At 70.5% G+C, this 18,805-nt stretch carries 12 protein-coding genes; 7 read left to right on the plus strand and 5 right to left on the minus strand.

The genetic code is table 11. The features are described from left to right. The 6 genes from FE633_RS15885 (at position 1) to FE633_RS15910 (ending at position 10,329) form a co-directional block, all read left to right on the plus strand. Positions 1-957: an ABC transporter permease gene (locus FE633_RS15885; RefSeq protein WP_138045790.1), complete on the plus strand. Its 957-nt coding sequence runs from the start codon at positions 1-3 to the stop codon at positions 955-957. Beyond that, positions 954-1,862, plus strand: coding sequence for an ABC transporter permease (locus FE633_RS15890; protein WP_138045791.1), 909 nt, complete (start codon positions 954-956; stop codon positions 1,860-1,862). The genes FE633_RS15885 and FE633_RS15890 overlap by 4 nt, the downstream gene beginning before the upstream one ends. Continuing rightward, complete coding sequence (locus FE633_RS15895; protein WP_138045792.1) at positions 1,859-3,634, plus strand: dipeptide ABC transporter ATP-binding protein; 1,776 nt, start codon at positions 1,859-1,861, stop codon at positions 3,632-3,634. The genes FE633_RS15890 and FE633_RS15895 overlap by 4 nt, the downstream gene beginning before the upstream one ends. Then, the gene (locus tag FE633_RS15900) at positions 3,631-5,649 is read left to right on the plus strand and encodes a CocE/NonD family hydrolase (RefSeq protein ID WP_138045793.1); all 2,019 of its coding nucleotides are present in this window, start codon (positions 3,631-3,633) and stop codon (positions 5,647-5,649) included. Before FE633_RS15895 ends, FE633_RS15900 begins: the two co-directional genes overlap by 4 nt. Beyond that, positions 5,646-6,293 carry a TetR/AcrR family transcriptional regulator gene (locus FE633_RS15905; RefSeq protein ID WP_246113638.1) on the plus strand — a complete coding sequence of 216 codons (648 nt, stop codon included), beginning with the start codon at positions 5,646-5,648 and terminating at the stop codon, positions 6,291-6,293. The genes FE633_RS15900 and FE633_RS15905 overlap by 4 nt, the downstream gene beginning before the upstream one ends. 376 nt (positions 6,294-6,669) lie before the next feature. Continuing rightward, entirely contained in the window at positions 6,670-10,329 is a 3,660-nt protein-coding gene (locus tag FE633_RS15910; protein ID WP_246113639.1) for a LamG-like jellyroll fold domain-containing protein, read from the plus strand. Positions 10,330-10,417: 88 nt separating this feature from the next. On the opposite strand, the gene FE633_RS15915 is transcribed toward FE633_RS15910, so the two are convergent. Beyond that, positions 10,418-11,389, minus strand: a complete 972-nt coding sequence (locus tag FE633_RS15915; protein ID WP_138045795.1) for an SGNH/GDSL hydrolase family protein — start codon at positions 11,387-11,389, stop codon at positions 10,418-10,420. 206 nt (positions 11,390-11,595) lie between these two features. Here FE633_RS15915 and FE633_RS15920 point away from each other — a divergent pair, with 206 nt between their 5' ends. After that, complete coding sequence (locus tag FE633_RS15920) at positions 11,596-12,849, plus strand: MFS transporter (protein WP_138045796.1); 1,254 nt, start codon at positions 11,596-11,598, stop codon at positions 12,847-12,849. A 10-nt stretch (positions 12,850-12,859) separates the two neighbouring features. Here the strand turns inward: FE633_RS15920 and FE633_RS15925 are convergent, their stop codons facing one another. The 4 genes from FE633_RS15925 to FE633_RS15940 form a co-directional block, all read right to left on the minus strand. Then, the gene (locus FE633_RS15925; RefSeq protein ID WP_138045797.1) at positions 12,860-13,942 is read right to left on the minus strand and encodes a PucR family transcriptional regulator; all 1,083 of its coding nucleotides are present in this window, start codon (positions 13,940-13,942) and stop codon (positions 12,860-12,862) included. Between the two features lie 52 nt (positions 13,943-13,994). Then, positions 13,995-14,969 carry an alpha/beta hydrolase gene (locus FE633_RS15930; protein WP_138045798.1) on the minus strand — a complete coding sequence of 325 codons (975 nt, stop codon included), beginning with the start codon at positions 14,967-14,969 and terminating at the stop codon, positions 13,995-13,997. 171 nt (positions 14,970-15,140) lie between these two features. Next, positions 15,141-16,496 (minus strand): LCP family protein, encoded by a 1,356-nt coding sequence (locus tag FE633_RS15935; protein ID WP_246113640.1) that lies wholly within the window; start codon positions 16,494-16,496, stop codon positions 15,141-15,143. A gap of 13 nt (positions 16,497-16,509) precedes the next feature. Continuing rightward, positions 16,510-18,603 carry a bifunctional polysaccharide deacetylase/glycosyltransferase family 2 protein gene (locus tag FE633_RS15940; protein WP_138045799.1) on the minus strand — a complete coding sequence of 698 codons (2,094 nt, stop codon included), beginning with the start codon at positions 18,601-18,603 and terminating at the stop codon, positions 16,510-16,512. Positions 18,604-18,805 lie beyond the last annotated feature (202 nt).

Here is an 18,805-nt window from a genome sequence, read left to right on the forward strand (position 1 = left end):
ATGCTCTCGTTCATCGCCCGCCGTGTGCTCGCCGCCGTCGGCACGCTCTTCCTCTCCTCGGTCCTGGTCTTCCTCGCCGTTCAGGCCCTGCCCGGCGACGTCGCCACCCAGGTACTCGGCAGGGACGCCACGCCGGACGCGGTCGCCGCGCTGCGTGAGAAACTGAAGCTCGACCAGCCCGCCTGGGAGCGGTACGCCGACTGGATGGGCGGCGCCCTGCACGGCGACTTCGGTCTCTCGCTCGTCTCCGGCAAGGCGGTCGGCGGCGAAGTCGGGCTGTACCTCGGCAACTCCGCGCTCATCGCCCTCGTGACGGTCCTGTTCGCCGTCACCGGCTCCTTGCTCCTCGGCATCCTCGCGGGCCTGTACCGCGACCGCTGGCCGGACCATCTGATCTCGACGGTCAGCCTGGTCGGAATGAGCGTCCCCGAGTTCGTCGTCGCGACCGTACTGGTGCTGTGCTTCTCCATCGCGCTGCCGTTGTTCCCGGCCGTGGTGCTGTACGGGCCCGAGGCGAGCGTCGGCCAACTCCTGCCCGCCGTATGGCTTCCCGCCCTCGCCCTCGCCGTCGTCATGGCCGCGTACATCATCCGCATGGCCCGCACCTCCGTCATCGACGTGATGGCGAGCGAGTACGTCACCACGGCCCGGCTGAAGGGCCTGTCGACGTGGCGCGTCGTCACACGGCACGCCCTGCCGAGCGCCCTGCTGCCCACCCTGCACGTCATCGCCCTGAACGTCGCCTGGCTCGCCGGCGGGGTGGCGGTCGTCGAGAACGTCTTCAACTACCCCGGCATCGGAAAGCTGATGCTCTCCTCCGTGCAGAACCGGGACCTGCCCGTCATCCAGGCCATCGCCCTGATCAGCGCCGTCGTGTACGTCGTCTGCAACCTGGCCGCCGACCTCGGCGCCATGGCCCTCAACCCCAAGCTCCGTACGCTCGGGAGGACCCGATGAGCACCCTGGAAACCCCGGCGCCCCCGCCCCCGTCCGCCACCCCGCTCGCGCCGCCGTCCGCCACGGCCCGCGCCTGGCGCACGCTCCGGTCCTCCCGGACGACCACCATCGGCCTCGCGATCGTCGCCGTCCACGTCCTGATCGCTCTGCTCGCGCCGGTCCTCACCTCGTACGATCCCCTCGCGAGCAACGCCGACCAGGCGTTGCTCGGGCCGAGTTGGGAGCATCTGGCCGGGACCGACCAGTACGGCCGGGACGTACTCGCCCGGGTGCTGTACGGCGGCCAGTACGCGCTCGGAGTCTCCGTGGCCGCGACGCTGCTGACCGTCGCACTCGGCACGGTGGCCGGGTGCGCGGCGGCCCTGCGCGGCGGCTGGTTCGACGATGTGCTGGGACGAGTCCTCGACGCGGTCCTCTCCGTGCCGTCGGTCCTGGCACTGCTGGTCATCGTGACCGCGCTGGGGACGGGCCCGTGGGTCATCGTCCTCGCGATCGCCGTGGTGTCCGTCCCGCAGGTCGTCCGCGTGGTGCGCGGCGCCGCGCTGGCGGTCGTGCCCGCCGACTACGTGACCGCGGCGCGCGCCCGGGGCGAGGGCACCTGGCCGATCCTGCGGCGCGAGGTCCTGCCGAACATCATCGACGTGGTGTGCGTCGAGTTCGCGATGCGGGCCTCGTGGGTGGTGCTGCTGATCTCCTCGCTGTCCTTCCTCGGCTTCGGCGCCGATCCGCCGACGCCCGACTGGGGCCTCATGGTCGCCGAGAACCGCACGGCCATCACCGTCGTCCCCATGGCGAGCCTCGCGCCCATCATCGCCCTGGCCACGCTCGTGATCGGGCTCAACCTCGCCGCCGACGGCCTGTCCAAGGCGTGGGGCGTCGACCGGATCAAGGAGGGGGCCCGATGACCGCCAGCGCCGCCGCCATCGTGTCCGTGGACTCCCTCTCCGTGGCCTACCGTTCGGGCGGACGTGACGTGCCCGTCGTCCACGAGGTGTCGTTCGACCTGCGACCGGGCCGGACGCTGGCGCTGGTCGGTGAGTCGGGCAGTGGGAAGTCGACGGTCGCGGCGACGCTGCTCGGGCATCTGCGGCACGGGTCGCGGCTGACGGGCGGCTCGGTCCGGGTCGACGGGGCCGACGTATTCGCCCTGTCGGCACGGGAGTTGAGGCGACTGCGCGGCGGGACGGTCGCGCTCGTCGGGCAGAACGCCGGGCAGGCGCTGACGCCGTCCATGCGGATCGGACGGCAGATCGAGGAGGCCGGCGGGGACGTACCCGTCGTGGACCTGCTGGCACAGGTCCGGCTGCCCCGCCCCGCTGAGCTCGCCCGCCGCTACCCGCACGAGCTGTCCGGCGGTCAGCAGCAGCGCGTAGCCCTCGCCATGGCCCTCGCCGCCCGGCCGAAGGTCCTCGTCCTCGACGAGCCGACCACCGGCCTCGACGTGGTGACGCAACGCGGCGTGCTCGATCTGGTGGACGCCCTGCGCGACGAACTCGGCCTCGCCGCCGTGCTGGTGAGCCACGACCTCGGAGTCGTGGCGCACATGGCCGACGAGGTGACCGTGCTGCGGGACGGTCGGATCGTGGAGGCCGCGCCCACCGGGCGGCTCTTCTCCTCGCCCCAAGACCCGTATACCAGACGGCTGTTGGCGAGCGTGCCACGACTCGACGACACCGGACTCGCGATCGTGGGCGAGGAGGGCGAGCGGGAGATGCGGCCCAGGGCTGTGGTCGCCGGTGACGCACCCGTCGCCGTCTCCGCGCGGGACGTCACCGTCGACTACGGGGCCTCCCGTGCCGTGGACGGTGTCTCCTTCGAGGTCCGACGGGGCGAAGTCCTCGCCCTCGTGGGGGAGTCGGGCAGCGGCAAGTCCACCCTCGCCTGGACCCTCGCGGGCCTGCGCGCTCCGTCCGGCGGCACGATGACCAGCGAGTCGGGCGACCTCGCCGCGCCCGCGCGCAAACGGCCCGTGTCGTTGCGGCGCCGGGTCCAGCTCGTCTTCCAGAACGCCGACACCTCCCTGAACCCGCGCCGCTCCGTCGGTGACGCGGTACGGCGGCCGCTGCGGTTCTTCGGCACGGCGGGCAGTCGTGCGGAGGCGGCCGTACGCGCCCGGAAGCTGATGTCCGACGTACGCCTGGACCCGGCCCTCGTCGGCCGGCTGCCCGCCCAGCTCTCCGGCGGCCAGCGTCAACGCATCGGCATCGCACGGGCGTTGGCGGGGGAGCCGGACGTACTGATCGCCGACGAGATCACCACCGCTCTCGACGTCTCGGTCCAGGCCGAGGTGCTCCGCCTCCTCGACGATTTGCGGCGCGAACGCCGCTTGGCATGCCTGTTCATCAGCCACGACCTGGCCGTCGTACGGGGCATCGCCGACCGAGTGGTCGTCCTGCGGCACGGCGTGGTGGTGGAGGAGGGCCCGACGGAGGCGGTGTTCGCTTCTCCGGGGCACCCCTACACGCGCCGGCTCATGGCGGCGGCCCTCGAGCCCTCGCCCGAGCCCGCCCCCGCCGAGCCCGAGCCCGCCCCCGACCCGGATCCCGACGCCCAGCCTCTCGTGGAGGACGCCCCCGAGTGGACTGATGCCGCCGAACCGGACGACCTGTGGACCGACCACGGCCAGGGCCACCGGGTGCGCCGCTGGCGCCCGGCCGCGAGGGATGGAGTTTCGTGAGGTACCGCGAGCACTTCGACCGCCAGGTCATGCGCGAGGACGTCTGGATCCCCACCAGGGACGGGACGACACGCCTGCACGCGCGGATCTGGCGACCGGCCGACGCCGAGGCCGACCCCGTCCCCGCCCTGCTCGAATACCTCCCGTACCGCAAGACCGACTGGACCGCGCCCCGGGACGCCCAACGGCACCCCTGGTACGCGGGCCACGGCTACGCCTCCGTCCGCGTCGACATCCGGGGCCACGGCGACAGCGAGGGAACCCCCGGCGACGAGTACGACGCGCAGGAACTCGCGGACGGCGTGGACGTCGTGAACTGGCTGGCCGCACAGCCCTGGTGCACCGGCAAGGTGGGCATGTTCGGGATCTCGTGGGGCGGCTTCAACTCGCTGCAGATCGCCGCCCTCGCCCCCGAACCGCTGAAGGCGATCGTGACGGTCTGCTCGACGGACGACCGGTACGACAACGACGTGCACTACACGGGCGGCGCCGTCCTCGGCATCGACATGCTCGCCTGGGCGGGCACGATGCTCGCGTTCGCCGCCCGCCCGCCGGATCCGAACAGCGTCGGCCGGGACCGCTGGCTCCCGATGTGGCGCGAACGCCTCGACGCCCTCGAACCCTTCCTGCACACCTGGCTCGCCCACCAGGAACGCGACGACTACTGGCGGCACGGCAGCGTCTGCGAGGACTACCCGGCGATCGGCGCGGCGGTCCTGGCCGTCGGCGGCTGGCACGATCCGTACCGCGACACCGTGCTGCGGCTGGTGGAGCACCTGCCGGACGACCGCGTACGAGGGCTCATCGGCCCCTGGTCGCACCAGTACCCGGACCGAGGCCTGCCGCCCGGCCCGGCGATCGGCTTTCTGCAGGAGACCCTCCGCTGGTGGGACCAGCACCTCAAGGGCGCGGACACCGGCATCATGCGCGAGCCGAAGCTCCGCGCCTGGATCAACGAATCGGTCCGGCCCGCCACTTCGTACGACATCATGCCGGGCCGCTGGGTCGGAGACCCGGCCTGGCCCTCCCCGTCGGTCACCTGGGCCGAACAGCCACTGGGGCAGACGCACACCCCCGCCCTCATCCGCACACCGCAGCACACCGGCCTCGACGCCGGCCGTTTCTTCCCCTTCGGCAACGCGAGCGATCTGCCGCCGGACCAGCGCGAGGAGGACGGACGTTCCGTCTGCTTCGACTCGCGGACTCTGGAGGAGCGTGTGGAGGTCCTGGGCCGTCCACGCGTCCGGTTGCGCCTCGACAGCGCGACCCCGCGCGCCCATGTGATCGTCCGCCTGTGCGACGTCGCGCCCGACGGCACGTCCACCCTCGTCTCGCGCGGCGTGCTCAACCTGCTGAGCAGGCAGGGGCGCGACCGGGCCGTGGAGTGGCAACCGGGCACGTACGAGACGGTGGAGTTCGAGCTGGGCGGCACCGGCTATGCCTTCCCGCCCGGCCATCGCATCAGGGTCGCCGTCTCCGACACGTACTGGCCCTGGGTGTGGCCGCACGGCGAGCGCGGCGCGGGCCTGGCCGTGGTGCCCGCCGACAGCGCCCTCCTCCTGCCCGTCCGGGACCCCGCGTACGACCGGGGCAGGGAGCCGATCCGGTTCGAGGAGCCGGAGCAGGCCTCGCCGCTGCCCGTGGGGTACGAACGGCCCGCCGATGCCCGGCCGGAGCGGCTGGTCACGCACGACGTGGTCACCGGCGAGTGGACACTGGAGGTCGACCCCAACTACGGCGGATCCCGGACCTACCCCGACGGGCTGCGCTACGAGGAGAGCGCGTGCGAGACGTACCGGATCCGCGCCGATGATCCGCTCTCGGCGCGGGCGGTCTCCGAGTGGGGTATCCGGCTGCGGCGCGGCGCGGACTGGGACACTGAGATCATGGCCCGTACGGAGCTGCGGGCCACGGCCACGGAGTTCATCATGGACAGTCGCATCGAAGCACGGGCGGACGGAGAGACAGTGGCCAAACGCGTATGGCAGCGCGCCATCCCGAGGACGTCGGCATGAAGGCCGCCAAGAGTCCTCGCCGTGCCGTCGCCGCCGCCGACCGCACCCGCCAGCCCACGGAGGTGCGCCGTCGGCTCATCGTGGAGGCGGCCGTGCCACTGATCGTGGAACGCGGGTACCAGTCGGTGGGCGTGCGCGATGTGGCGGCCGCGGCCGGGGTGTCGGTCGGCACCGTCACGTACCACTTCGACAGCGTGCAGGAGATCCTCTCCGAGGCCATGGTGCTGCACATCGAGCGGTACTACGCGGCGCTGAGCGAGGCCGCCGACAAGGCGGCCGGCGGCTCCGAGGCGCTGCGGCTGCTGATCGACGCGCTGTTCACGGAGGACACCGACCGGCACTGGCGGATGTGGTTCGACTACTGGAGCGCGGGTGACCGCGACCAGGACCCGGAACGGGCCTTCGCCCGCGGCCAGGCCAGGCGGTACGAGGACTGGCACAGCCAGATCCGTGCACTGGTCGAACGGGGCGTCGCCGAGGGCGAGTTCGTCTGCGCCGACCCGGTCGGCTTCACGGTCCGCTTCGCCGCGCTCTCCGACGGCCTGGCCCTCCAATGGCTGCGCCAGGCGCCCCCGCTGACCACGGAGGACGCCCGCCGCCATCTGTACCGACTGGTCGAGACGGAGCTGGGGACGGGGCGCTAGAACCGCGCGGCGATCGGGCCCGGTGTTGATGCGGACGTGTTCTCCTCGACGGGCCCCTGTCCCGGACCGGTCAACCGAGCGGACACCCTCAGGGGCCTGCGCAAGGTCTTGACCGTTGCCTCATCCGCCCCTACGGTCTCGCCGATGCTACGAACCATGTTCGAAATGCCGCACACTCGGGGCGAGTTGAGAGGGACGTCCCGCCTCCCGTAGCCGAAAGGCCGAGCACGCGCTGCTTGTCACCCCCGAAGAACCGGCGCACGGGCGCGCCGCGTTCCCCGGAACCTGAGCACCTGGTCGATCCGTGCCAACCGGTACGAGCACGGCTGATGCCGTTGTCGAACCGGTTCGACGCTCTCCTGGAAGGACGCCATCCATGCCATCCGTTGACAGAGCCGCGCGGCGCAGAGCCCCGGCCGCCATGGCGCTGGCCCTCGGCGCGGGCCTGCTGGCCGCGCCGGCCGCCCCCGCGCAAGCGGCCGATACGCCCCAGCCCACGGCTCGTTACACCTTCGACCAGGATGACCTCGCCTCCGGAAAGATCACCGACAGTTCCGGCAACGGTCTGACGGCGAGCCTGGTGAACGGCTCCACCGCCCAGTCCGTCGAGGGCACTGACGGAGGGAAGGCGCTCGCCCTGCCCGGCGGTGCGCCCGACTCCGACGGCGCGTACGTCCGCCTGCCCCGCGAAGTAGTCGGCGACACAGCCGACTTGACTGTCTCCGCGCGCGTGAAGTGGAGCGGCGACAAGTCGTCCTGGCAGCGGATCTTCGATCTGGGCACCAACACCACCAAGTACCTCTTCAGCACCCCGTACAACGGCAGCGGGCTGCTGCAGACCTCCGTGACCACCGGCGGCGGGGGCGCGGAGGCACAGGTCCGCGGCTACGCGCCGCTCCCCGCGAACGAGTGGCGGACCGTCACCGTCACCCTCGACACCTCCGCCGGCCGGCTCACCACCTACCTCGACGGCGTGGCGGTCTCCTCCACCGAGACCAGCATCAAGGCCAGGGACGTGCTGGACGGTTCGGCCACGGCCGCCGGTTACATCGGCAAGTCCTTCTGGCCGGATCCGCTGCTCAAGGGCGCCGTCGACGACTTCACCGTGTGGCACTCGGCGCTCAGCGCCGAGCAGGTGGCCGGCACGGTCGGGGCCCTGCCCACCCTCCAGGAGCTCTCGAAGACGTCCTTCGAGGCCCGTACGACGACCGGGACCGCCCCGTCCCTCCCCGCCGGGGTCCGCTCCACCTTCTCCGACGGCTACGACCGCGACACCCCGATCACCTGGGACGACATACCACCCGAGAAGTACGCCCAGCCCGGGACGTTCACGGTGGCGGGAACGGCGGCAGGGCGGGCCGTGAAGGCGACCGTCACCGTGGTCCGCGAGGGGGAGCTCAACGTCGACCTCGGCTCGGACACCGGCGCGTTCCACGGCGGCGCCTCCGGCACGCTCTACGGCGTGTACGGCCCGGACGTCCCCACGAACAACCTCATCGAGGGCATGGGCCTGCGCACGGTATCCACGAAGGCGCAGGACGGCCCGCAGCACCCCGGTGCCGACGCGCTGGACGTGGTCAAGCCGCTGGCCGACTCCACCAACGGTGACGTGTACATCTACATGACCGACATCCACCGCGGCTTCCCGTACCAGTGGCCGGGCGACACCCCCGAGGAGAAGGTCAAGCTCTACAGGGAGAAGATCGCCAAGCAGGTCGACCAGGTCCTGCAGTTGCCCGAGAAGTACCAGGACAACATCGTCTTCGTGCCGTTCAACGAGCCCGAGGGCAACATGTTCGGCACCGGCGAGTGGAGCTACAACAAGGTCAGCTGGCTCAACGATCCGGACGACTACTTCGCCGCCTGGGACGACTTCTACAAGCTCATCAAGGGCAAGATGCCCAAGGCACGCATCGCCGGTCCCAACACCAGCGTCCTCTACGACCAGGTGAAGGGCTTCCTCACCCACGCCCTGGCCGCAGGCACCCTCCCCGACGTCATCACCTGGCACGAGCTGAGCCACCCGGAGGCGGTGCGCGAGAGTGTCGCCAAGTACCGGGCGTGGGAGAAGGATCTGTTCAAGGGCACCGACCTCGAGGGCACCCGGCTGCCGATCAACGTCAACGAGTACGCCTTCAACTACCACACCTCGGTCCCCGGCCAGATGATCCAGTGGGTGTCCGCGATCGAGGAGTCCAAGGTGGACGCCGACATCGCGTACTGGAACATCGACGGCAACCTCTCCGACTCCGCGGTGCAGTCGAACCGCGGCAACGGCCAGTGGTGGCTGCTGAACTCGTACGCCTCGATGAGCGGGCACACGGTGCAGGTGACCCCGCCGTTCCCCGGCGAGAACTACACCATGCAGGGCGTCGCCACGCTGGACGAGAAGAAGAAGCAGTCCCGGCTGATCTTCGGCGGTTCCACCGGCAAGGGCCACATCACCTTCGACAACGTCCCGAAGAAGCTCTTCGGGGACCGCGTGCACGCCTGGGTGCGGGAGATCGACTGGAGCGGACAGGTGGGCGACAACTCAGGCCCGAAGCTGCTCTCCGAGCAGAACCTGAAGGTCGGTGACGACGGCAAGGTCGTCGTCGACTTCGGCGACGGCGCGCTGCCGAAGCTGAAGGAGTCCTCGGCGTACGAGATCGTCCTCAGCCCGGCCGGGAAGGCGAAGGGCACGCAGTCGCCGCCCGTGCGCTGGAAGGCCTCGTACGAGGCGGAGGACGCCGCCCACACCGGATCCGACTACTCCAAGAACGGCCCGGAGGGCTCGCCCCGCGACGTGTCGAAGTTCTACACCTCCGGCGGATACGACGTGGGCGGCCTGCGCACCGGCTCGGACGTCACGCTCGACTTCACCGTGGACGTGCCGCAGGACGGCACGTACGACCTGAGCGTCTTCGCCAACTCCCTCAACACCTTCGACAAGGTGAAGGAGCAGGGCCCCACCAACGTCTTCCTGCGCGTGGACGGCAAGGCGGACAGCGAGCGGGAGATGCATCTGCCGCTCGGCTACAAGTGGGTGGTGTGGGACCACACCGACACCAAGGTCAAGCTCACCAAGGGCAAGCACACCCTGACGCTCGCCGCGAAGAGCGCCGACGGCAAACGCGCCACCAAGGGCGACGCCATCGTCGACCGTCTCACCCTCTCCCTCCCCGAGGCTTCGGCCGACACCCAGGTGTACGAGGGCGAACTGGCCTGGCTGGGCGGCGGGGCACAGCCCGTCTACAAACTGCCGGAGCAGGCCGGAACCCCCGCCACCGGCTCGGGCGCGGTCCGGCTCGCGAAGGGGCAGACCGCCACGTTCTGGGTCTACTCGCCCGCCGACCGCGAGGCCACCCTCAAGGTCGACACCCTCGGCGGCTCGGGCGCCCGGCTCTCCGTGAACGGCCACGACGTCCTGCGCCTGGCCGAGGGCAGGAGCAGCGCGGCGGTATCTCTCTCGGGCGGCGTCAACAAGGTGACGCTGACCGGAGGTTCGTCCACCACCCTCGTCGACCGCCTCAGGGTCACGCCGACCGAGGGCGCGCTGCCGGCGCGTACGTACGAGGCGGACGACGCCAAGCTCGCCGGCTCGGCCAGTCTCGATCGGCTCTCGCTGGCCACCGACGGCACGGCGATCAACGGTATCGGCGGCGAGCCCGGCAACGGCAACACCGCGACGTTCACCGTCAAGGCCGACCGGACCGGCCTGCACGCGCTGCGCATCCGCTTCTCCAACCCGGAGCAGTCGGAGGCCACCCACTACAACCCGGACCCGCTCGCCCGCCACGCCGACATCAGCGTCAACGGCGAGGTGCGGCGCGTGAGCTTCCCGCACAGCTTCCATCAGAACAACTTCTGGGAGCTGACCGTCCCGGTCCACCTGAAGAAGGGGGAGAACACGATCGCCTTCCGATCCGAGGAACTGCCGAACTTCGACGGCACCACCTACGCCTCGGACACCTTTCCCGGCGTGCTGCTCCGCTCCCGCTACGCGCCGCTGATCGACCGGATCACCGTCGCGCCGTACATGCGGGAGGCGCGATGAAGAGATGACCACCGGCGGCGAGCCATCTCGCCGCCGGTGCCGCAAGCAGGTGCCCGGGTCCGTCAAGGCGGGCGGACCCGGCACCGCTTCAGGCCGTTGGCCAGTTCGTCGCGGAGGTCACCACCCGGGTGATCGCCCGGGTGATGCGCAGGATGCCGGGGGAGCGCACCGGGCAGGGCTTGGGCTTCTCGGTGGTGGGGGCCAGACAGAAGTGCAGATAGTCGTCGTCGCGGTGCAAGGCCGTCCGGCCGCTGCCCGGACGGGTGCAGTACGCGCTGTGGTCGCGCTCGTACGCCGTGCACGGCAGGTACTGGGTCCAGGTGTAGCGGGACGTGGCCGGGCTGACCTCCTTGCCGGCGTCCGCGAGCAGGGCGCCCGAGGCATCGGCCTGCCGCTCGTAGATCGTGTTGACACGGCGGATCCGGTCGGGCGTGATCGGATCCGGGCCCTGGAGCACCCAGACGACCTTCGGCCCGTGCGCGCCTGACGCGTCCGCGATCTGCGCGGTCAGCTTCTTCGCGTCGGCGGCGTAACGCGCGAAATACCTGGCCCGCGCCTTGTCATGGGTGATCCCGTCCATGCACGGCGTGTATCCCCACGCGTTGCCCCAGAACTGCAGCACCACGAAGTCCGGCCGCAACGCACGCACCAGGGCGGCCGCCTTGTCCTTGGCGGGGACGAGCGAGTCCTGACCGGTGCCCTCCAGATAGTCGCAGAGCGTCGTCCCCGAGTACGGGGCGCTGGTGTAGCGCGCCTGCAACTCGTCCCGCAGCAGTCCGCCGAGCACCTTCTGGTTCTCCATGGCGAGCGAGTCGCCGAGGTAGAGCACGGTGGGCCGCTTCGCGGGTGCCTCGGGCGAGGAGGAGGCGGGCGGACGCTGCTGCTGTGTGGTCGAGGACGGTGATGCCTCGCGAGCTCCGGAAGCCCCGGAAGCCGAAGACGGTGACGTAACCGGATCCGATCGCGCGGGAAGCGCGGTCTCGGGACCTGAGGAAGGGTCTCCGCACGCGCCGAGCAGCAGCAAGCCCACAAGTACCCCGACGATCCACGGTTTGCGCATGCGGTAACTCCCGCCCCAGCCACCGAAAACGGCCCCCAGACAAGCACAGCGCGGCGCAAGGGGGAAGTGCGCCGACAAGGCCAACGCCCGGCGCACGACGGTCACTTGAGGAAAGAGCCACCCGGGAAATACGTAGCCGCGCTTAAGTATTACCGTAGATCTATTCACTTGTGCTGCGACACTCCGCTCGGGCAGCGTACTCGAACGTGCAGACCAACTCCCCATGGCGGGCAGCCGACTTCCGTACGCTCTTCACCGCGACCGCGCTCAGCCAGCTCGGCACGAACGTCAGCTACATCGCCGTCCCGCTGATCGCCGTGGCCGCGCTCGACGCGAGCCCCGGCGAGGTCGGTGCCCTGGCGACCCTGAGCACCGTCGCCTTCCTGCTCATCGGCCTGCCCGCCGGGGCCTGGGTGGACCGGATGCGCTCGCGGCGGGTGCTGATCGGCGCGGACCTGATGCGCGCGGTCCTGTTCGCGTCCGTCCCGGCGGCCTGGTGGCTGGACACGCTCACGCTGGGGCAGCTGTACGCGGTCGTCCTGCTGAACGGCTGCGCCACCGTGTTCTTCGACGTGAGCTCACAGAGCGTGCTGCCCAGGCTCGTCGGCCGCGACGCGCTCGTGCGGGCCAACGCCGCCCTGGTGAGCCTCTTCGCGGTGAGCAACGTGGTCGGCCGGAGCGTGGGCGGTGGACTGGTCCAGCTGCTCACGGCACCGGTGGCCGTCCTCTGCACCGCGGTGAGCCACCTTGCGTCGGCGTTCCGGCTCATCGCGATGAGCGACGCGCCGACGCCGCCTGCGCCGAGCCGGTCGACCGGGCTGCGGACGCAGATCGCCGAGGGGTTGCGCCATGTCTTCGGTAACAAGGAACTGCGGGCCCTCGCGCTCACCGCCGCCCTCACCAACCTGGGCATGCAGATCATCAACACCATGCTCCCGGTGCTGTTCGTCAGCGAACTCGGCCTTCCGGCAAGTGCGTTGGGCCTGTTCTGGGCGGCGGGCGGCGTCGGCCTCCTGCTCGGCGCCCGCTGCGCCGGCCCGCTCGCCGGGCGACTCGGCCACGGCCGCACACTCGGCTTCGTGGGCATGTGCCTCGCCCCTGCCGGACTGCTCGTCCCTCTCGTCGACCGTGGCGCCTGGCTGTGGATCGGGGGGTTCGGCTGGGTCCTCGCCCTGTTCAAGACGGGCATGGACAACGTGCTCGGCGTGAGCCTGCGCCAGCGGATGACCTCGGACGCCCTCCTCGGCCGTATGAACGCCACTTTCCGGTTCGTGCTGACCGGGGCCCTCGCCGTCGGCGCGGCGGTGGCGGGCCTCATCGGTGAACTGGCCGGTGTGCACACGACCTTGTGGGTGGGCGCAGCCTGCCTCGCGCTGGCCTTCGTGCCGGTCTTCCTCTCACCGGTCCGCACGCGCCGCGCACTGCCTCACCAGCAGCAGAGTGTCAGTGCGCCGACCTGACGCGGTGGGCTCAGGTCTGGTTCCGGGCCAGGTGCCGCGCCGCCAGAGCGAGCTGGAGTCGCAGACGGCCCTGCGGGGTGCGCACCGGCCAGCCCAGCAGGGACTCCGCGTGGGCGAGCCGGTCCTGGAGCGTGGAGTGGTGGAGGTTCAGCTCGGTGGCCGCCGTCCGCAGGCTCGGGTGGGTGACGACGGCGTGCAGTGTGGGCAGGAGCCAGGGAGCGGCCCCGGCGGCGTGGTCGACGGTGCGCACATCGGCAGGCGGTTCCGTGCCCGGGGTGACCACGGTCGCCAGCAGGGCGAGCGTGCCGAGCTGATCGGAGTGGACGACGCGCGGGCCCGGGTCGTCGTCGCGACCCTCCGCCGTGAAGCGCAGGGCCGTGCGGGCGGCGGCCCAGGACCGGGGCAGTTCCAGGACGGGGACCGCCGGGCCCACGCCCATGCGAATCCCCTGTGTAAGCTCCGGGCCGGGAACCGGTTGGACGAGAGCCCGCTCCCCGGAGGCCAGACTCAAGGTGGACTGCTCGTCGCGGGCCGTGCCTGATCCCGGCGGCCGGCGGGCGCCCCGCAGGCCGCCGTGCAGCGCGACCGCGCGGGCCTGGCCGTCCGGATCGAGACCGAGGCCGCGCGCCGCGTGCAGCCGGGCGGCCACCGTGGCTGTCGGGTCGAGCACCGTCTCCAGCAGGGCGGGATCCTCGGTCGTGCCGTGTGCCGGTGCCCGCCCCCGGGTCCGGTCGAGGACCAGCCGCGCGGCACTCGCGGCGCGCTCCAGGACCATGGAGTCGACCACGGTCGGCGGTCCCGTGCGCTCCAGCCACACCGCGGGCGCTCCGCCCGGGCTCAGCGGCGTCGAGGGCCACTCGGGGCGCACCGGCCCGGTCTCGTCGCTCCTCCGCCCGTCGGGCTCGACCCGGATCCGTACGTGCCGGTCCGCGTCCACGAGCCGCGCGGGGCAGCCGGACAGCACCGCCGCACCCCGCACGAGGGCCTCGAGGCCGGCGCGACCTTCGACCAGGCGGTCGAAGTAAGCGATCACCTGGACGGCGGCTCCGGCGTCCGGATCGAGCGCCGCCAGGCGCCCTGCCAGCTCTTCCATCTGCTCATTCTCGGTCAGGAATCACATATGCGCGTCTGAGGATCGTGTCGGGTCAGTCACCGAGCAGGCGACGCAGCCACCGCATCCGGGCGGCGCGGGCGTCCTGGGACAGCGCGGCCTGCGGGGCGAGTCCGTCGAAGGCATGGAACCCGCCGGGCCATACATGCAGCTCGGCCTGGCCGCCCGCCTGCCAGATGCGGGACGCGTAGGCGATGTCCTCGTCACGGAAGGTCTCGGCCGAGCCGACGTCGATGAACGCCGGGGGGAGCCCGGAGAGGTCGTCGGCGCGGGCCGGGGCGGCGTACGGGGAGACGTCCGCGGTGCCGCGTGCGTCACCGAGCAGCGCGGCCCAGCCGGTCTCGTTCGCGGTGCGGTCCCAGATGCCGATGCCGGCCATCTGGTGCGCGGACGGGGTGTCGTTGCGGTCGTCGAGCATCGGGCAGAGCAGCACCTGACCGATCGCACGGGGACCCTTCCGATCGCGGGCCAGAAGAGCGATCGCCGCGGTGAGTCCGCCGCCGGCGCTGCCGCCCGCCAGGATGATGCGGTCCGGGTCTCCTCCGATCTCCTTGACGTGCTCCGCCGTCCACAGCAGACCCGCGTAGCAGTCCTCCACCGGGGCCGGGTGCGGATGTTCCGGGGCGAGCCGGTACTCCACCGACACCACGACCAGGCCCAGCTCCGCGGCCCACTCCATCGTCGCGTCCATGCCGAGCCGGTTGTTGCCCAGCACCATGCCGCCGCCGTGGGTGTGGTAGACGACCGGTCGCGGACCGGGTGCGCCGGTGGGCCGGCAGATGAGCAGGGAGATGTTGGGTGCGCCCTCGGGACCGGGCACCGCGCGTTCCTCGACCTCGAAGGCGCCGTCGCGGCTCAGCACCTCGTTCGTCGGCAGTTCGAAGGGGCCGTCGCCCGCCTCTCGCGCCATGGAGATCCACTCCGGCAGGAGTGTGGTCGGCGCCTGGTCGCCCATCAACGCGAGCGCGGCGGCCAGCTCGGGGTCGAAGGGCGGGGGAGTGGTGGTCATCGGTTTCTCCTCGGATGCGGCGTCGGCGGCTGACGCAGATCATCGCCGCCCCGGAGGGGAACGGGGGTCCCGCCGTCCGGCGGAAGTCTCCCGCAGGACGGCGGGCTGCGTAACCGCCTGGTCGCAGGTCGGACGGCCCGTGACCGAAGGGCCGCTCCTTCGCCGACGGTGTTACTTCTTCTCCGCGACCGTCACCGGTCGATCGTCCCTCAGCTCGGCGAAGAGCTTCTTGGCCTGCGCGTCGTCCCACTTCACGGCTTCGCCCTTGGAGGTCCGGATGCCGAGGGACGACACGGGCACGTTGATCTGTTTGCCGTGGCCGGCCGTGACGCTTCTCATCGCCTGGAACAGCGAGGCGAGGGTGGACAGGCTCATGCCCTTGTCCACGATGAGTGTGTCCAGCCCCGCGCTGGTGGCCGGATAGAGCTTGGACGGGTCGAGCGCGACACCCGGTGTGACGGCCTTGCGGGCGAGCGCGGCCAGGAACTTCTGCTGGTTGCGGGAGCGCCCGAGGTCGCCCTGGGCCTCCTGGTGGCGCTGGCGGACGAACGCGAGCGCGTTGCGGCCGTCGAGGTTGTGGCAGCCCTTCGTCAGGTTCAGTCCCGACTTCTCGTCCTTGATATGCCTGTCCACGCACATGTCCACGCCACCCACCGCGTTCACGATGTTCACGAAACCCGCGAAACCTATCTCCGCGTAGTGGTCGATGCGCAGACCCGTGTTGTGCTCGATGGTCCGTATCAGCAGTTCGGGCCCGCCGAACGAGAACGCCGCGTTCAGCTTGTTCTTCGCCGGCCGGTAGTGCATGCCCGTTTGGGGGCGGATGTGCGCAGGGATGGTCACCCATGAGTCGCGCGGCAGACTCATCATCGTGGTGCCGTTGGCGCCGGTGTGCAGAAGGATCATCGAGTCGGTGCGGCGGCCGTCGGCGGCCGAGCCGCCGGTGTGCAGATCCTTGATGGCCTCGGCGGAAAGGCCCGCACGGCTGTCGGAGCCCACAATGAGGTAGTTGGTCCCTTTGCCATGCGGTACACGGTCCGTGATCTTGCCGAGGTCCACGTCGCGGTTGAGCTCGATGTCGGCCCAGAGGTACGTGCTGCCGGCTGTGACAAGGAGCAGGCAGAGCAGCAGGCTCACGGCCCGCATGATCTTGCGGGCCCGGCTGCGGGGAGTTCTGAGGGGCCGGCTGGATCGGCGGGTTCCGCCCGAACCGCCGAACCCGGCAGGCCTGGCGGGTCCGCCGACACTGCCTCCGGGACCGTAGCCGTTCTCGCTTCCGCCATACGGACGGGCGCTTGCGTCGAACGGGAGGGCGCTTCCGTCATAGGTGTGGGTGGGGGTGTCCCGCTGATGAGGGATGAACACACCCGTTGAGCCCGTGTTCAGCGATGCGTTCGGAGTCCGCATGGTGTGCGGCTGGGACGGGTGGTCGGTCCGTTGCCACACCTCCCCCTGAATGACGCGGTGCGTCTCCCACTGTTCGTCGAGCCCGTCGGTGGGCGTCCACCCGTACTGCCGATCATTCATGAGCTGTCCTTGGTCATCTCGATGTCAGCTCTGCTGCCTGGGCGGGTTGACCTATGTAATCGGCGGCGGTGCCGGAGCGCTGCATGCGATGCCACTTCAGCCGAGTGCCGAGCACGATGGCGACCAGGGACTGGATGACCACGAGATACATCAACTGTCGGTAGACGAAGAGCTGGAAGGGCATCGACCACAGTGCCCTCCTTCGCTCACCGTCCAGCCACAGCGCGTATCCGGCGCAGGCCAGCTGAATGATGAGGAAGGCGAGCCACACGCCGGCCGATTGCACGGGGTTGAGGAAGAGCGCCCCGTACAGGGCGAAGAGGTCGACGATCGGCGCCATCAGCGGCAGAGCGACCTGGAAGATGGCGAGATAGCTCAGCCCGCGGCGTCCGAAGCGGCCGGCCGGGCCCACCTCGAAAATGGCACCGCGGTGTTTCCACATCGCCTGGATCGTGCCGTAGCACCAGCGGTAGCGCTGCCGCCACAACTGGCGCAGCGAGGTGGGCACCTCGGTCCAGGCGACGGCGGACTCCTCGTAGACCACGCGCCAGCCCGCCCGCCACAGGGCCATCGTGAGGTCGGTGTCCTCGGCGAGGGTGTCCTCGCTGACCCCGCCGACGCCCAACAGCGCGTCCCGGCGGAAGGCCCCGATGGCACCGGGGACCGTCGGCATGCACTCCAGGACCTCGAACATCCGGCGGTCGAGGTTGAACCCGAAGACGTATTCCAGGTGCTGCCATCTGCCGAGCAGCCCGCGCCGGTTGCCGACCTTGGTGTTGCCGCTGACCGCGCCGACGGCCGGATGCGCCAGTGGCTGGATGAGCTGGTGTATCGCGTCCGGCTCGAAGACGGTGTCGGCGTCGACCATGACCACGATGTCGTACATCGCATGGTCCAGCCCGGTGTTCAGGGCGGCGGCCTTGCCCGAGTTGGGCTGCCGGATCACCCGCACCCGGGGATCGTTGATCCAGGTGGCGAGATCAGCCGTCTGATCCGTTGACCCGTCGTCGATCACGATGATCTGCAGGTATCGGTGCGTGGAGGCGAGCAGGGAATGGATCGTGGATTCGATACCCGCCTCTTCGTTGTAGGCGGGTATGAGGATCGTCACCGGGTCGTTGATCTCCCGCAGCCAGGGCGCTCCGGGGCGGAAGCGCGTGAGACGCCGGACGTGGGCGCGGGCGAAGAAGACGAGCACCAGCAGCCGCACCACCCCCAGCGCACCTGCTACCGCGAGCACCCAGGTCATGGCGTTCGCGAACTCTTGGCCCATGGTCGTGACCAGGATCAGTCCCTTGCCCTGGCCTCGTTCGATCGTGGACGTCGATGCTTCGGGCCGGGCCAGCCGGAGGCCGGCCGTCACCGTGGTGAACTTGCTGATATTTCGGTTCTTGAGAAGCTTTTCCGTCTCTTTGTAGGCAAGTTCCGTCTGGCTGAACTGCCGGATCGCACCCTTCGACGGCTTTCGGTTCCACCTGTCGGCCGCGACCAACAGGTAGCCGTCCGCTGCGGCGCGTTGCGCCGCCTTCCACTCGGCGCCGCACAGCGTGTCCACCGAGGTGGTCTGCGGCATGCGCAGCAACGTGGTGCGGACGCCCGCCGAGCCGGCCAGCGCCGTTTGCGTGAGCGACAGCTCCATCCGGGAGCGGATGGCCGATGACGCGCCCAGGTCGGCGCCGGTGTAGCTGTTCGATCCGATCTCGTGGCCCTCGGCGCGGATGCGGCGCACCAGTTCCGGATGCCGGGCAGCCTGGACGCCGAAGAGGAAGAAGGTGGCGTGCACGTGGTGCTTGCGCAACAGGGTGAGCAGACGCGGTGTCCACACCGGGTCGGGTCCGCCGTCGAAGGTGAGCGCGACGGTACGGGCGGGCATCGAGGAGGACTGCACCTTGTCGCCGTCGATGCGCAGCACCGGACCGCCCTGGCGCACGGTCTTCGGCGCCGGTTCGGTGCAGTCGTGCCGCGTCGGCGCGGCGTCGACCTCGTTCTTGGTCCAGCCTTGGAAGAGCAGGGAGGCGAACATCACGGGGAGGACGAGGCTCAGTAGCAGCCAGTGCCCACGCGGCTCACGGGAGCGCTTGTGTCGAGCTCTCACGGCACGGCTCATGCGCTCGCGCCCAATGTGTCGTTAATCACGCGCCACTTGATGCGTTTTCGGTCAGGGCAGGGGGTGTGTCTCGCGGTGGTGACTGCGTGGCCCAAGGCCTTTCTGCTCCGATCAGAGGGGTCGTGACATGACGCATCAGTGCATGTCTTGTGGGCTTCTGTGGTTCGGTTGCCCTCACACATGGGGGGCGAGTGTAGCCATG

It is taken from the genome of Streptomyces montanus, from assembly GCF_005786655.1.
In the GTDB taxonomy this organism is placed as follows: domain Bacteria; phylum Actinomycetota; class Actinomycetes; order Streptomycetales; family Streptomycetaceae; genus Streptomyces; species Streptomyces sporangiiformans.

Bases quoted from the DNA above. Each gene is read 5' to 3' on its own strand.
- FE633_RS15940 (WP_138045799.1), bottom strand. From the start codon at position 18,603: ATGAGCCGTGCCGTGAGAGCTCGACACAAGCGCTCCCGTGAGCCGCGT.
- FE633_RS15915 (WP_138045795.1), bottom strand. From the start codon at position 11,389: ATGCGCAAACCGTGGATCGTCGGGGTACTTGTGGGCTTGCTGCTGCTC.
- FE633_RS15930 (WP_138045798.1), bottom strand. From the start codon at position 14,969: ATGACCACCACTCCCCCGCCCTTCGACCCCGAGCTGGCCGCCGCGCTC.
- FE633_RS15910 (WP_246113639.1), top strand. From the start codon at position 6,670: ATGCCATCCGTTGACAGAGCCGCGCGGCGCAGAGCCCCGGCCGCCATG.
- FE633_RS15925 (WP_138045797.1), bottom strand. From the start codon at position 13,942: ATGGAAGAGCTGGCAGGGCGCCTGGCGGCGCTCGATCCGGACGCCGGA.
- FE633_RS15890 (WP_138045791.1), top strand. From the start codon at position 954: ATGAGCACCCTGGAAACCCCGGCGCCCCCGCCCCCGTCCGCCACCCCG.
- FE633_RS15935 (WP_246113640.1), bottom strand. From the start codon at position 16,496: ATGAATGATCGGCAGTACGGGTGGACGCCCACCGACGGGCTCGACGAA.
- FE633_RS15885 (WP_138045790.1), top strand. From the start codon at position 1: ATGCTCTCGTTCATCGCCCGCCGTGTGCTCGCCGCCGTCGGCACGCTC.
- FE633_RS15895 (WP_138045792.1), top strand. From the start codon at position 1,859: ATGACCGCCAGCGCCGCCGCCATCGTGTCCGTGGACTCCCTCTCCGTG.
- FE633_RS15905 (WP_246113638.1), top strand. From the start codon at position 5,646: ATGAAGGCCGCCAAGAGTCCTCGCCGTGCCGTCGCCGCCGCCGACCGC.